Source organism: Streptosporangium longisporum (assembly GCF_039534895.1).
Classification (GTDB): Bacteria; Actinomycetota; Actinomycetes; order Streptosporangiales; family Streptosporangiaceae; genus Streptosporangium; species Streptosporangium longisporum.
The window spans coordinates 625,927-638,523 of record NZ_BAAAWD010000006.1 but is presented as its reverse complement, the minus strand read 5'-3'; the positions used below and the strand labels follow the sequence as shown (position 1 = coordinate 638,523).

Annotated in this window: 11 protein-coding genes; 8 read left to right on the top strand and 3 right to left on the bottom strand. The window is 73.0% G+C overall.

What is annotated here, in order from left to right:
- Positions 1-288: 288 nt before the first annotated feature.
- Positions 289-1,221 carry a DUF389 domain-containing protein gene (locus ABD832_RS06780; RefSeq protein WP_344889944.1) on the bottom strand — a complete coding sequence of 311 codons (933 nt, stop codon included), beginning with the start codon at positions 1,219-1,221 and terminating at the stop codon, positions 289-291.
- A gap of 202 nt (positions 1,222-1,423) precedes the next feature.
- Entirely contained in the window at positions 1,424-2,359 is a 936-nt protein-coding gene (gene coaA, locus ABD832_RS06775; protein WP_344889942.1) for a type I pantothenate kinase, read from the bottom strand.
- A gap of 5 nt (positions 2,360-2,364) precedes the next feature.
- Between coaA and glmS the strand changes: the two genes are divergently transcribed.
- Positions 2,365-4,323: a glutamine--fructose-6-phosphate transaminase (isomerizing) gene (gene glmS, locus ABD832_RS06770; protein WP_425582569.1), complete on the top strand. Its 1,959-nt coding sequence runs from the start codon at positions 2,365-2,367 to the stop codon at positions 4,321-4,323.
- A gap of 279 nt (positions 4,324-4,602) precedes the next feature.
- Entirely contained in the window at positions 4,603-6,018 is a 1,416-nt protein-coding gene (locus tag ABD832_RS06765) for a PhoX family protein (protein ID WP_344889939.1), read from the top strand.
- 93 nt (positions 6,019-6,111) lie between these two features.
- Here ABD832_RS06765 and ABD832_RS06760 read toward each other — a convergent pair whose 3' ends face one another.
- Positions 6,112-6,801 carry an SDR family NAD(P)-dependent oxidoreductase gene (locus ABD832_RS06760; protein ID WP_344889937.1) on the bottom strand — a complete coding sequence of 230 codons (690 nt, stop codon included), beginning with the start codon at positions 6,799-6,801 and terminating at the stop codon, positions 6,112-6,114.
- A 223-nt stretch (positions 6,802-7,024) separates the two neighbouring features.
- On the opposite strand from ABD832_RS06760, the gene ABD832_RS06755 reads away from it, so the two are divergent.
- The 6 genes from ABD832_RS06755 (at position 7,025) to ABD832_RS06730 (ending at position 12,591) form a co-directional block, all read left to right on the top strand.
- On the top strand, positions 7,025-7,375 hold the full coding sequence (locus tag ABD832_RS06755) for a holo-ACP synthase (protein WP_344889934.1): 351 nt from the start codon (positions 7,025-7,027) through the stop codon (positions 7,373-7,375).
- Between the two features lie 10 nt (positions 7,376-7,385).
- Positions 7,386-8,876 carry an NAD(P)H-hydrate dehydratase gene (locus ABD832_RS06750; RefSeq protein ID WP_344889932.1) on the top strand — a complete coding sequence of 497 codons (1,491 nt, stop codon included), beginning with the start codon at positions 7,386-7,388 and terminating at the stop codon, positions 8,874-8,876.
- Positions 8,873-10,000, top strand: coding sequence for an alanine racemase (gene alr, locus ABD832_RS06745; RefSeq protein ID WP_344889929.1), 1,128 nt, complete (start codon positions 8,873-8,875; stop codon positions 9,998-10,000). The genes ABD832_RS06750 and alr overlap by 4 nt, the downstream gene beginning before the upstream one ends.
- A gap of 20 nt (positions 10,001-10,020) precedes the next feature.
- The gene (locus tag ABD832_RS06740; RefSeq protein WP_344889927.1) at positions 10,021-11,130 is read left to right on the top strand and encodes an alpha/beta fold hydrolase; all 1,110 of its coding nucleotides are present in this window, start codon (positions 10,021-10,023) and stop codon (positions 11,128-11,130) included.
- Between the two features lie 179 nt (positions 11,131-11,309).
- Positions 11,310-11,762 carry a tRNA (adenosine(37)-N6)-threonylcarbamoyltransferase complex ATPase subunit type 1 TsaE gene (tsaE, locus tag ABD832_RS06735; protein WP_344889924.1) on the top strand — a complete coding sequence of 151 codons (453 nt, stop codon included), beginning with the start codon at positions 11,310-11,312 and terminating at the stop codon, positions 11,760-11,762.
- A 220-nt stretch (positions 11,763-11,982) separates the two neighbouring features.
- On the top strand, positions 11,983-12,591 hold the full coding sequence (locus ABD832_RS06730) for a hypothetical protein (RefSeq protein WP_344889921.1): 609 nt from the start codon (positions 11,983-11,985) through the stop codon (positions 12,589-12,591).
- Positions 12,592-12,597 lie beyond the last annotated feature (6 nt).

The window sequence follows — 12,597 nt, the reverse complement described above, 5'->3', positions numbered from 1 at the left end:
GGACCTTATCGGCCGGGATGGGACGGGCACCTCGGCCATACGAACGAGTCGTCCCTCGTCCGAAAGGGCAGCGCCGGGGCCGCCGGCCGGGACCTGGGCAGGACGGCGGGCCCGGATCCGGGCGGGAACACGCGCCCGGATCGGGGTGGGACCGCGGGTCCGCGTCCGTCGTCGGCCCGGGGAGCGGAGGCCCGGCGCGCGCCCGGCCGCCGGGACCACCCGGCGCCCGGGACCGGCATGGGACCGGCGCGGGACCGGTACGGACACGGGGCCGGGGTCCGGCGGCCGTCAGCCGGGGCCGGGGCGTGCCGGAAGCCGCATGCCGAACCGGGACCAGTAGGCCTTCTGGACCAGGAGCGTCACCACACCGGAGATGACCATGCCCGCGATGTTCACCGCGAGCTGCAGGGCGGAGCCGGCCATGTCGTCCCAGCGGGAGAGCGCCGCGGCGACCGCGAAGTAGCCGGCGGCGGGGACCGTGGTGACCGAGATGAAGACGCCGACCAGCGCCGAGGACTTGCCCGCGGTGACCGAGAGCACCCCGGCCGCCCCGGCGAGCAGCGCCACGATGAACGACCACCGGTCGGGTTTGACGATGAACTCGATCTCCTCGTGCCCGCTCAGCGAGCCGGCGTCGATCCAGCCGAGCCAGCGCGCGGCCAGCGCGAAGGCGAACGTGATCGCCAGGGCGGCGCCGAAGCCCAGGACCAGGGTACGGAGCGCGCGGCCGATGAGGTGGCGGTCGAGGCGGAGCAGGCCGAAGCAGACCGCGGCGACCGCGCCGAACTCCGGCCCCATCACCATCCCGCCGATGATGAGGATCGGCGAGTTGACGATCACGCCGATCGCCGCGAGCAGCGTGGCGATCGTCAGGAACGCCAGGAAGGCCCAGGTGAGCTGGATGTCCTCCTCCACCCGCTGGGCGAACTCCGCCCAGACCACGGCGTCGTCCCCGTCGCCTGGCGCCTCCTCCCTGGCGCGGTCGGCCACCTCGGAGATGGACAGGTCGATCTGCTCGGCCGCGATCGACCCCTCGGCGTGCAGGCCCAGCTCCTGCAGCCGGTCGATCACCTCGTTGGCCGACTCCCGGGCGATGTCGAACTGCACGAGGTCACCGGCGGGGGAGCGCGCGGCGCCGGGGAAGACGACGATGTTGACGACGCCGACGCACTCGTCGAGCACCTTCAGCACCCCGTCCGACAGCTCCGCCGGGGTGATCACGCGTAGATGTAACACGGGCCAACCCTAGGACCTGTGCCGTGACCCGCTGAAGCCCGCGGGCGACGCGGGCACGCGGCGGCTCCCGGGACCGATGCCGGGTTCGACGATCCCGCCGTACGGCGGCAAGGAGCGGGGCTCGTCCGGTGCGGGTCCTTTGCCGTGGAGGTCGGGCTCCGGGGACGGGGGCGAGGGCCGCGGCGGGTCAGATGCGGCGGAGCCTGACGCGCCTGATCGAGTGGTCGGCGCCCTTGTGCAGGACCAGGTCGGCCCGGCCCCGGGTGGGGGAGATGTTCTCGACGAGGTTGCGCTCGTTGATGTCGCGCCAGACGTTCCTGGCGAAGTCGGTCGCCTCCTGCTCCGACAGCTCGGCGAGGTGCCTGAAGTAGGACTTGGGGTCCTCGAAGGCCGTCCGGCGCAGCTTGTGGAAGCGGTCCACGTACCAGTCGCGGATGTGCTCGACCTTGGCGTCCACGTAGATCGAGAAGTCGAAGTAGTCGTTGATCGCCAGCGCGGTGGGCGGTGCGGGCTGGAGCACGTTCAGGCCCTCGACGATGAGGATGTCGGGGCTGCGCACGGTCTGGACCGCGCCGGCCACGATGTCGTACTCCAGGTGGCTGTAGACGGGGGCGGTGACCTCGGGCAGGCCCGCCTTGACGCCGGCGACGAACCTGACCAGGGCCCGCCGGTCGTAGCTTTCCGGGAAGCCCTTGCGGTGCATGATGTCCCGGGCGGTGAGCACCTCGTTGGGGAACAGGAAGCTGTCGGTGGTGATCAGGTCCACCCGGGGGTGCTCGGGCCAGCGGGCCAGCAGGGTGTGCAGCAGCCTGGCGGTGGTCGACTTGCCGACCGCGACGCTGCCGGCGATGCCCAGCACGTACGGGGCCGCCCGCCGCCCGCCGCCGAGGAAGGTGTTCAGCGCCGCGCTGCGCTGCCTGGCGCCGGTGAAGTGCAGGTTGAGCAGCCGGGTGAGCGGCAGGTAGATGTCGGTGACCTCGGCCAGGTCGATCGGGTCGTCGAGGCCGCGCAGCTCCTCCAGCTCCTCCGCGGTGAGCGTCAGCGGGGTGTTCCTGCGCAGCTCGCTCCACTGGGATCGGCTCAGCTGCACGTACGGTGTCGCGGCGTCCGGACCGTTGGCCATGGTGCATGAGCCTACTGATCGCACCGGGACGCGCTCCGGCCGGGGCGCCGGGCGGGATTCTTGGGCTGCGCTGGGGGTTCTCGATAGGTACGGTGGCCGATCCTCAAGGAAGGGGGGTGGCCATGTGCGGGATCGTGGGATACACCGGGCGGCGGCAGGCGATCGAGGTCGCGGTCGAGGGGCTGGGACGGCTGGAGTACCGGGGGTACGACTCCGCGGGAGTGGCCCTGGTGGGACCCGGCGGCCTGGCGGTGGAGAAACGGGCGGGCAAGCTGGCCAACCTGCGCTCTGCGCTGCTCTCCCGGCCCGCGCCGCCGTCCACGACCGGGATCGGGCACACCCGGTGGGCCACGCACGGGGCCCCGACCGACCGCAACGCCCACCCGCACACCGACTGCGCGGGGCGGATCGCGGTCATCCACAACGGGATCATCGAGAACTTCGCCGCGCTCCGGGCCGAGCTGGAGGACGCCGGGCACCTGCTCGTCTCCGAGACCGACACCGAGGTGGTGGCGCACCTGCTGGAGGAGTTCGCCGCCGGGGGCCTGGCCGAGGCGATGCGCCGGGTCTGCCTGCGCCTGGAGGGGGCCTTCACGCTGCTGGCGATCTCGGCCGACGAGCCCGAGGTGGTGGTGGGGGCACGGCGCAACTCGCCGCTGGTGGTCGGCCGCGGGGACGGGGAGAACTTCCTCGGCTCGGACGTGGCGGCGTTCATCGCCTACACGCGCGAGGCGGTGGAGCTGGGCCAGGACCAGGTGGTCGAGCTGCGTCCCTCGAAGATCACGGTGGTCGACTTCAACGGCATGCCGGCCGAGACGCGCGACTACCACGTGGGCTGGGACGCCGCGGCCGCCGAGAAGGACGGCTACGACCACTTCATGCTCAAGGAGATCGCCGAGCAGCCCCGGGCCGTCGCCGACACGCTGCTCGGCAGGGTCGGCCGGGACGGCCGGCTGGTGCTGGACGAGATGCGCCTGTCGGACCAGGAGCTGCGGGACATCAACAAGATCATCCTGGTCGCCTGCGGGACCTCGTACCACGCGGGGCTCATCGCGAAGTACGCCATCGAGCACTGGGCCGGGCTGCCGTGCGAGGTCGAGGTGGCCAGCGAGTTCCGCTACCGCGACCCGATCCTCGACCGCGACACGCTGGTGGTCGTGATCAGCCAGTCCGGCGAGACCATGGACACCCTCATGGCGGTACGGCACGCCCGCGGGCAGCGCTCCCGGGTGCTGGCGATCTGCAACGTGAACGGTTCCACGATCTCCCGGGAGTCCGACGCCGTCCTGTACACCCACGCGGGCCCGGAGGTCGCGGTGGCCTCCACCAAGGCGTTCCTGACCCAGCTCGTCGCCTGCTACCTGGTGGCGCTCTACCTCGCGCAGGTGCGGGGCACGAGGTTCGGCGACGAGATCACCCAGATCTTCGACCGGCTGGCGCAGCTGCCGTCCAAGGTGAGCGAGGTGCTGGCGACGGTCGAGCCGGTCCGCGCGCTGGCCAGGTCGCTGGCGGGCGAGCGGTGCGTGCTGTTCCTCGGTCGGCACGTGGGCTTCCCGGTCGCGCTGGAGGGAGCGCTCAAGCTCAAGGAGCTGGCCTACATGCACGCCGAGGGGTTCGCCGCGGGCGAGCTCAAGCACGGCCCGATCGCCCTGATCGACGCGGGGTTGCCGGTGGTGGTCGTGGTCCCCTCCCCGACCGGCCAGCGGGTGATCCACGACAAGATCGTGTCCAACATCCAGGAGATCCGGGCCCGCGGCGCCAGGACGCTGGTCATCGCCGAGGAGGGCGACCTCGCGGTCGAGCCGTACGCCGACACGCTGATCCACATCCCGGCGGTGCCGACCCTGCTCCAGCCGGTGGTCGCCACGGTGCCGTTGCAGGTCTTCGCCTGCGAGCTGGCCACGGCCAAGGGGCACGACGTCGACCAGCCCCGCAACCTCGCCAAGTCGGTCACGGTGGAGTGAGCCCTTCCCGGGGCTCCCGCGGCCCGCGGGCGGCGCCGGGGAACGTCGACGGACGTCGAGGGACACCGCTGCACCGGTGACGTCATCGGCACCACGGACACCGGGAACACCACGGACACCAAAAGCGGCAAAAGCCTCGAAGAAACCTATGGGCACCGGAAACCGGCAAAAGAGGAGTCGTTTACCTTTCCGGATTATTAATTATTCATAAATGCCCTATAGCGGTCCTCCGGAACAGATTAACGTTGCGTGAACGTACCTGATCCAAGGGAGCCACAGATGGATCGTCGCCGTTTCCTCGCCCGGAGCACCGCACTGGCGGCGATCGGGGTGGCCGGGCCCTTCGCCGGGGTCGCGCGGGCGGGACAGAGCGGGCAGGTCCGCTCCGGCAGCGGCTACGGGCCGCTGGTTCCGATCGCGGACGAGCGGGACGGCGTGGTCCGCCTCCACCTGCCCTCCGGCTTCCACTACCGCTCCTTCAGCGTCGCCGGCGACACGTTCACCGACGGTTCGGTGGTCCCCTCGCGGCACGACGGCATGGCCGCCTTCCGGGGGCCCGGAACCAGCGCGATCCTGGTCCGCAACCACGAGGTCAACGGGCCGGTCGGCGCGTTCGGCGACCCGGCCAAGGCCTACGACCCGGCGGCCGGCGGCGGCACCTCCACGCTCCGGGTCAGCCGCTACGGCGAGGTGCTCGCCTCCGCCCCCAGCCTGACCGGCACCCAGATGAACTGCTCGGGCGGGCCGATGCCCTGGGGCGCCTGGGTGAGCTGCGAGGAGACCGTCAACGGCCCCGACGTGGGCAACGACCCCACCGGCCAGGACAACAGCAAGCTGACCCAGAAGCACGGCTACATCTTCGAGGTCCCGATCGACGGCCGCGGCCGCGTGCCGATCAGGAGCGCCGGGCGGTTCGCCCACGAGTCGGCCGCGTTCGACCCGCTCACCGGCGCGATCTACCTCACCGAGGACGACTTCCTCTACCCGTCGGGCTTCTACCGTTACCTGCCCCCCAAGAATCCGCTGGCCGCGGGCCGCATCCTCGACGGCGGCAGGCTGCAGATGCTGGCCGTTCAGGGTGCCCCGAACAAGGACCTCTCGCTCGGCCAGCCCGCAGGGGCCTCCTACGCGACGACCTGGGTGGACATCGACGACCCCGACCCCACCTACACCGGCACCACCACCTACGAGACGGCCATGCTGGCGGTCTCCTCCCAGGGCAGGGCCAAGGGGGCGGCGCTCTTCTCCCGGCTGGAGGGGGCGGTCAGCCACCACGGCACGATCTACTTCGTCTCCACCCAGGGCGGCGCGACCGCGCCCGGCGACACCCCGCCCGGCGGCTACGGCAAGGGACGCGGCCAGGTGTGGGCGTACGAGACGTGGAGCGGCCGGCTCAAGCTGGTCTACGAGTCGCCGGGCTCGGTCACCCTGGACCTGCCGGACAACGTCACCACCAGCCCCCGGGGCACCCTGGTCCTGTGCGAGGACGGCTCCGACGGCAACTACCTGCGCGGGCTCACCGCCGCCGGTCAGATCTTCGACTTCTCCAGACTGGCCCCGGTCCAGGGCGACTCCGGCGCCGAGTTCGCCGGTTCGACCTTCGGCCCCGGAGGCCACACGCTCTACGTCAACATGCAGGCGTCCCAGGGCATGAGCTTCGCCATCTGGGGTCCCTGGCAGCGCGGCGGCTTCTGACCGGCCCGCGGGGCCCTTCCGGAGAAGGCCCCCGCGAGTCGGGCCGCCGGGCAGGGGGCCGCGAGAGGCCCGGCCGTCACGGGGAGGGCCGGGTCACCAGGGGAGCGGGCCCTCCTGCGCGCCGAACGTGCCGGTCGGGCCGTCCTGGCCGAGGAGGGCCATCCGCACGGCCACCGCGGCGCCCTCGGCCGCCGTGCGGGTCCCGGTGTGGCCGGTCAGGTCGGTGGCGCAGTGCCCGGGATCGACGGCGTTGACCAGGATCCCGGATCCGCGCAGCTCGTTGGCGTACATCACGGTGATCGCGTTGAGCGCGGTCTTGGCGGAGTTGTAGGCCAGCATCGTCCAGTCGCGGTTGATGCCGTCCCTGGCCGCGGTGAGGGTCAGCGAGCCCAGCCGGGAGGTCATGTTGACGATCCTGGCCTCGCCGGAGGCCCGCAGCAGCGGGATCATCGCGTGGGTGACCGTGACGACCCCGAACACGCCGACCTCGTACGTGCTCCGCATGTGCCCGGCGGTCACGTCCGCCGGGGCCACCCCGTAGTCGCCGCAGAGCGCGGCGTTGTTGACCAGGACGTCGAGTTTTCCGAACTCCTCGCCGACGACCTTGGCGGCGTCGCGGGCCGCCGCCTCGTCGGTGACGTCCAGCGGCAGCGGGCGGGTGCCCTCGGGCGCCTGGCCCTCGTCGCGTACCCCGGCGAACACGGTCATCCCGTGTTCGGCGAGCTGCCGTGCGATCTCCCTACCGATGCCCCGCCCCGCCCCGGTGACCAGTGCGATTTTCATGAGCCGTCGTTCCCCTCTTCGATGTCCGTAGATGTCCTGCGATGTCCACGCCAAGGACGCACAGTATGGGCGGGGCCGCTTGGAAGTGACCTGGGGGCGGGTTGTGACGGCGCGGCCCTCCAGCGGCCGGCGGCCCGCGGGCCGGACCCCTCGGACCTCCGCCCGGGTGTCCGCCCGGCCCTGGGCGTCACGGCACCGCCGCCCTCTCTTCTAGCCTGGGGGGATGATCGTTGGTATCGGCGTCGACGTCGTGGACGTGGCCAGGTTCGAGGTGACGCTGACGCGCACGCCCGCGCTGAGGACGCGCCTGTTCACCCCGGCGGAGAGCGGGCTGGCCACCGAGTCCCTGGCCGCCCGGTTCGCGGCCAAGGAGGCCGTCGCCAAGGCGCTGGGGGCGCCTCCCGGGCTGCCGTACCGGGACGCCGAGGTCGTGCGCGGCGAGCACGGCCGGCCCGAGCTGCGGGTGACCGGCCGGGTGGCCGACGTCGCCCGTGAGCTGGGCGTGGCCCGCTGGCACGTCTCGCTGACCCACGACGGGGGCGTCGCCATCGCCTACGTGATCGCCGAGGGATAGATTCGGTGGAATGCGGACCGCGTACACCTCCGACCAGATCAGGGCGGCCGAAGCCGCGCTGATGGCGACCCTGCCCGAGGGGGCCCTGATGGAGCGGGCGGCCACCGGGCTCGCGGTGGTCTGCGCCAGGATGCTCGGCGGCGTGTACGGCTCCCGCGTCGCGTTGCTGGTCGGCGGCGGCGACAACGGCGGGGACGCCCTGTACGCCGGGGCGCGCCTGGCCGCCCGGGGAGCCCGGGTCGAGGCGATCGCGGCCGGCACGCGCGTCCACACGGGCGGGCTGGAGGCCCTGCGCCGCGCGGGCGGCCGGGTCGTCGACCCCGAGGGCGCGGCCGCCCGCGCGGTGCTCGGCGCGGCGGACCTGATCGTGGACGGGATGGTCGGCATCGGCGGGAGCGGGGCGCTGCGGGAGCCGTACGCGACCCTCGCCCGGCTGGCGGCCGAGGCACCCGGCGAGGTCCTCGCGGTGGACGTGCCCAGCGGGGTGGACGCGAGCAACGGCCAGGTGGAGGGCGCCGCGGTCCAGGCCGACGCCACCGTCACCTTCGGCGCCTGGAAGACCGGGCTGCTCGTCGACCCCGGCCGCGGGTACGCGGGCCGCACCGAGCTCGTCGACATCGGCCTCGGTCCCCACCTGCCCGATCCCGCCGTGACCGCGCCGCAGGACGCCGACGTGGCGGCCCTGCTGCCCAGGCCCGGCGCGACCTCCGACAAGTACCGCCGGGGCGTCGTCGGGATCGCGGCGGGCAGCGAGCGCTACACCGGCGCCGCGGTGCTGGCCGTGGGCGGGGCGCTGCGGGGCGGGGTGGGCCTGGTCCGCTACGCCGGGACCGCCGAGCCGGTGGCCCAGGTACGGGCCCGCTGGCCCGAGGCCGTGATCACCACCCTGGCGCCCGGCGAGGGCGTGGAGCGGGTCGGCCGGGTGCAGGCATGGGTGCTCGGCCCGGGGCTCGGCACCGGCGACGAGGCGCACGCCGTGGCCCGCTCGGTGCTGGCGAGCGACGTGCCGGTGCTCGTCGACGCCGACGGCCTGACGCTGCTGGCCGCCGACCGGTCGCTGCTCCACCGCTCCGCGCCCGTGCTGCTCACCCCGCACGCGGGCGAGCTGTCCCGCCTGACGGACGTACCCCGCGACCGGATCGAGGCGCGGCGCCTGGAGAACGTACGGCAGGCCGCGGCGGAACTGGGCGTGACCGTGCTGCTCAAGGGCTCCACCACGCTCGTCGCCCAGGAGGGGCGGCCGGTCGTCGTCAACCCCACCGGCAGCCCCTGGCTGGCCACCGGCGGGACCGGGGACGTGCTGTCCGGCCTGACGGGTGCCCTGCTGGCCGCCGGCCTGGACACCTACGACGCGGCCTCGGCCGGTGCCTACCTGCACGGGATCGCCGGGCGCAGCGGCCCGCTGTCCGCCTGGGACGTGGCCCAGGCCCTGCCGGAGGCGGCCCGTGGCCTGGTCAACGGGCGTCGGAGGGGTGTCCCAGCTGCCAGACTGGGGCGATGAGCTTCCCGACGACTCCCGCCGAGGCACGGGTGGATCTCTCGGCGATCCGCGAGAACCTGGCGCTGCTCACCGGTCACGCCCCCGGCGCCGAGATGATGGTGGCGGTCAAGGCCGACGCCTACGGGCACGGAATGGTCCCGGTGGCGCGCGCCTGCCTGGAGGGCGGGGCCGGGCGGCTGGGCACCGCCTTCGTCCGCGAGGCCCTGGAGCTGCGGGCCGCCGGTGTCACCGCGCCGATCCTGGCGTGGATCATCCCGCCGGGGGAGCCGCTGGAGGAGGCCGTCGCCGGGGACGTCGAGCTGTCGGCGTCCGGTCCGGCGACGCTCGACGCGATCGCCGACGCCGCGGCCGCGGCCGGGCGTACGGCACGGGTGCACCTCAAGGCCGACACCGGCCTGTCCCGCGGCGGCGCGACGATCGGGGACTGGCCCGCGCTGCTGGACCGGGCACTGGCCCGCCGGGCCGAGGGCACGATCGAGATCGTCGGGCTCTGGTCCCACTTCGCCTGCGCGGACATACCGGGGCACCCGTCCGTGGCCGACCAGATCACCGTCTTCGACGAGGCGCTGGGCATCGCGGAGAAGGCCGGGCTCGGTGGGTCGCACGTGATCAGGCACATCGCCAACTCGGCGGCGCTGCTGACGCTTCCGCACGCCCGCTACGACATGGTCCGCTCCGGGATCGCGGTCTACGGGCTGAGCCCGGTGCCCTCGATGGGGGACTTCGGGCTCCGTCCCGCGATGACGCTCGTGGCGCGGGCCGCGCTGGTGAAACGGGTGCCCGCCGGGTCCGGTGTGTCCTATGGACACCTCTATGTTACGGATCGGGAAACCACGCTTGGCCTGGTTCCGCTCGGGTATGCGGACGGCGTCCTGCGGCACGCCACCAACCGAGCGGAGGTGCTGGCGGGTGGCCGCAGGCGGCGGATCGCCGGCCGGGTCTGCATGGACCAGTTCATGATCGATGTGGGAGACGATCCGCTGGCGGAGGGCGACGAGGTGATCCTGTTCGGTGACGGCTCACGAGGTGAGCCGACCGCCCAGGAATGGGCGGATTCCCTTGGCACGATCACGCATGAGATCGTGACCGGGATCGGATCGCGGGTCCCGCGCGTTCACCGGTGAAGGGCATCTCAGGGGGGCTCATGAGTACTACCAGACGGCGCAGGGCCGGGGTCGCGGGTGCGATCGTCGGTGCGGCGTCCGCCGGAGTGGCCGCCGCGGCCCTCGCCAAGCGATACGCCGTCGGCCGCATCAGGCTCCGCCCCGACCTGGAGGCGAGCGAGCCCCTCGGAGAGCTGCGCGGCCGCCCCGCCACGGTCACCGCCTCCGACGGTGTCCACCTGTACGCCGAGGTGGACGGCCGCGAGGACGCCCCGCTGACCGTGGTCTTCTGCCACGGCTACACGCTCAACCTCGACTCCTGGCACTACCAGCGGCGCGACCTGCGCGACTCCTACCGCCTGGTGCTGTGGGACCAGCGCTCCCACGGGCGCTCGCCGCGCATCCCGACCGAGGACAGCTCGATCGACCGGCTCGGCGAGGACCTGGCCGAGATCATCGAGACGCTGGTGCCCGGCCCGTGCGTGCTCGTCGGCCACTCCATGGGCGGCATGACGATCATGGCGCTGGCCGACCGGCACCCCGAGTGGTTCGGCGACCGGATCAAGGGCGTCGCGCTGATCTCCACCTCGCCCGGCAGGCTCGGTGAGATCTCCCTGGGTCTGCCCGCGCTGGTGGCGAAGGCGGTGCACCTGGTCACGCCGAGCGCGGTGTCGATCCTGCGGCGCGGCGGCACGCTGGTCGACAAGAGCCGCCAGGTCGGCAACGACGTGGCCTTCCTGGCCCTGCGCCACCTCGGGTTCGCCGATTCCAGGAACGTCAGCCCCACGCTCGTCGACTTCGTGGAGTCGATGATCCGCTCCACCCCGTTCGAGGTGATCGCCGAGTTCTACCCGGCGCTGGTGTCGCACGACAAGATGAACGCGCTCGGTGTGCTGAACGGCGTCTGCACCGCCATCATGGTCGGTGACGAGGACTGGCTGACACCGGTCGAGCACAGCAGGGAGATGGCCAAGGCCCTGCCGGAGGCCCGCTTCACCGAGGTCCCCGGCAGCTCGCACCTGGTCCAGCTGGAACGGCCGACCGCCGTCAACGACGCGCTGCGCGACCTGCTCAAGCGGGCCGCGGCCGACGGGGGCGCGGAGGCGGGCGGCACCGGCGCGAGCGGCGACGGCGTCGCCGCGGACGGCTGAGACCGGCCGGGATCGGTCGGGGTCGGCCGGGACCAGCCGGGTTCGGTCGGGATCGGCTGGGACCGGTCAGGGCCGGCTGAGGCCGGCCGCAAACGGCCGGGACCGGTCGAGGCCGGTCGGGACAGGGCTCCGGGCCCGCGCGGGCCGGGCCACAGAGATCGACAGGAGTGACGAGGCACGTGAGAGACGTGGCGACCGCCGAGGAGATGCGGGAGCTGGGCGAGGAACTGGCGGCGCTGCTGCGGCCGGGGGACCTGGCCGTGCTGTCCGGCCCGCTGGGCGCGGGCAAGACGACCCTGGTGCAGGGGATCGCCGCCGGGCTCGAGGTGCGCGGCCCGATCACCTCGCCGACCTTCGTGATCGCCCGGGTGCACCCCTCGCTCTCGGACGGCCCGGCCCTGGTCCACGTCGACGCCTACCGCCTCGGCGGTGACCTGGAGGTCGACGACCTGGACCTGGACGCCTCGCTGGAGGAGTCGGTGACCGTGGTCGAGTGGGGGGAGGGCCTGGTGGAGGGGCTGGCCGAGGACCGGCTGGAGATCGTCATCGCCCGGGGCGCCGCCGAGGAGGCGGGCGAGGGCCGCACCGTCGCGCTCCGCGGTGTCGGGGCCCGCTGGGAGGGCGTCCTCTGAATCCCCTACGGGGACGGGGAAATCCTGGCACGCTGGCACTACTCCCCATTGGTCTAGATCGTCCGGCGTGATGATCGACTGTTGCGGGTTTGCCCATGTTTAATGGGGAACAGGTGGGTCATCGTGCCGGGCGAGGGTCGTCGGCCGGAGGGCGAAACGGAGTTCGACGGTGCCAAGCGTCAAGCGTGTCGCGGTTGCAGGAGCCATCGTCCTTTTCGGGATGACCGGATGCACGGCCGAGGCCACCTCGGGGGGCAGCCCGACGGGCACGCCCACCCCGACCCAGCCTGATTTCGGCATCAGCAGGCAGGACATCGAGGTCCAGCTCCAGCCGGCCCGTGCCAGGGCCGGGCAGAAGGTATGGATCCTGGCGAACTGCCCGATCCCGCAGGGAGGGCCCGAGCACCGCGGCACCGCCTCCTCCCGGATCTTCCGCACCCCGGTGACCCTCGACCCGATCCTCGCCACGCCGACCCCGGACCCCGCGGCCACCGCGACCCCGACGCCGCGCCCCTGGGTGCGCGGCCAGGCGACCGTCGCCGCGGGCACCGCCGTGGGCGTCTACGAGATCAACGCCAGGTGCGAGGGGACCAACGACACCGGCACGACCAACCTGCGGATCGTGGCCGCCACCGAGCCCAGCTCCACGCCCACCTCCAGGCCGACCAGGACGATCATCAGCACCGAGGGGCCGGGCACCGGTGGCGGCGGCACCGCGGCCGGTGGGCCCGCGGACCCGGGCGCGCCGATCGGCACGGCCGGGGTGCTGCTCGCCGTGGCGCTGGCGGGTGGCATCGGCATCGCGGTCGTGCGTCGCCGCCGCTCGTAGTCCGCG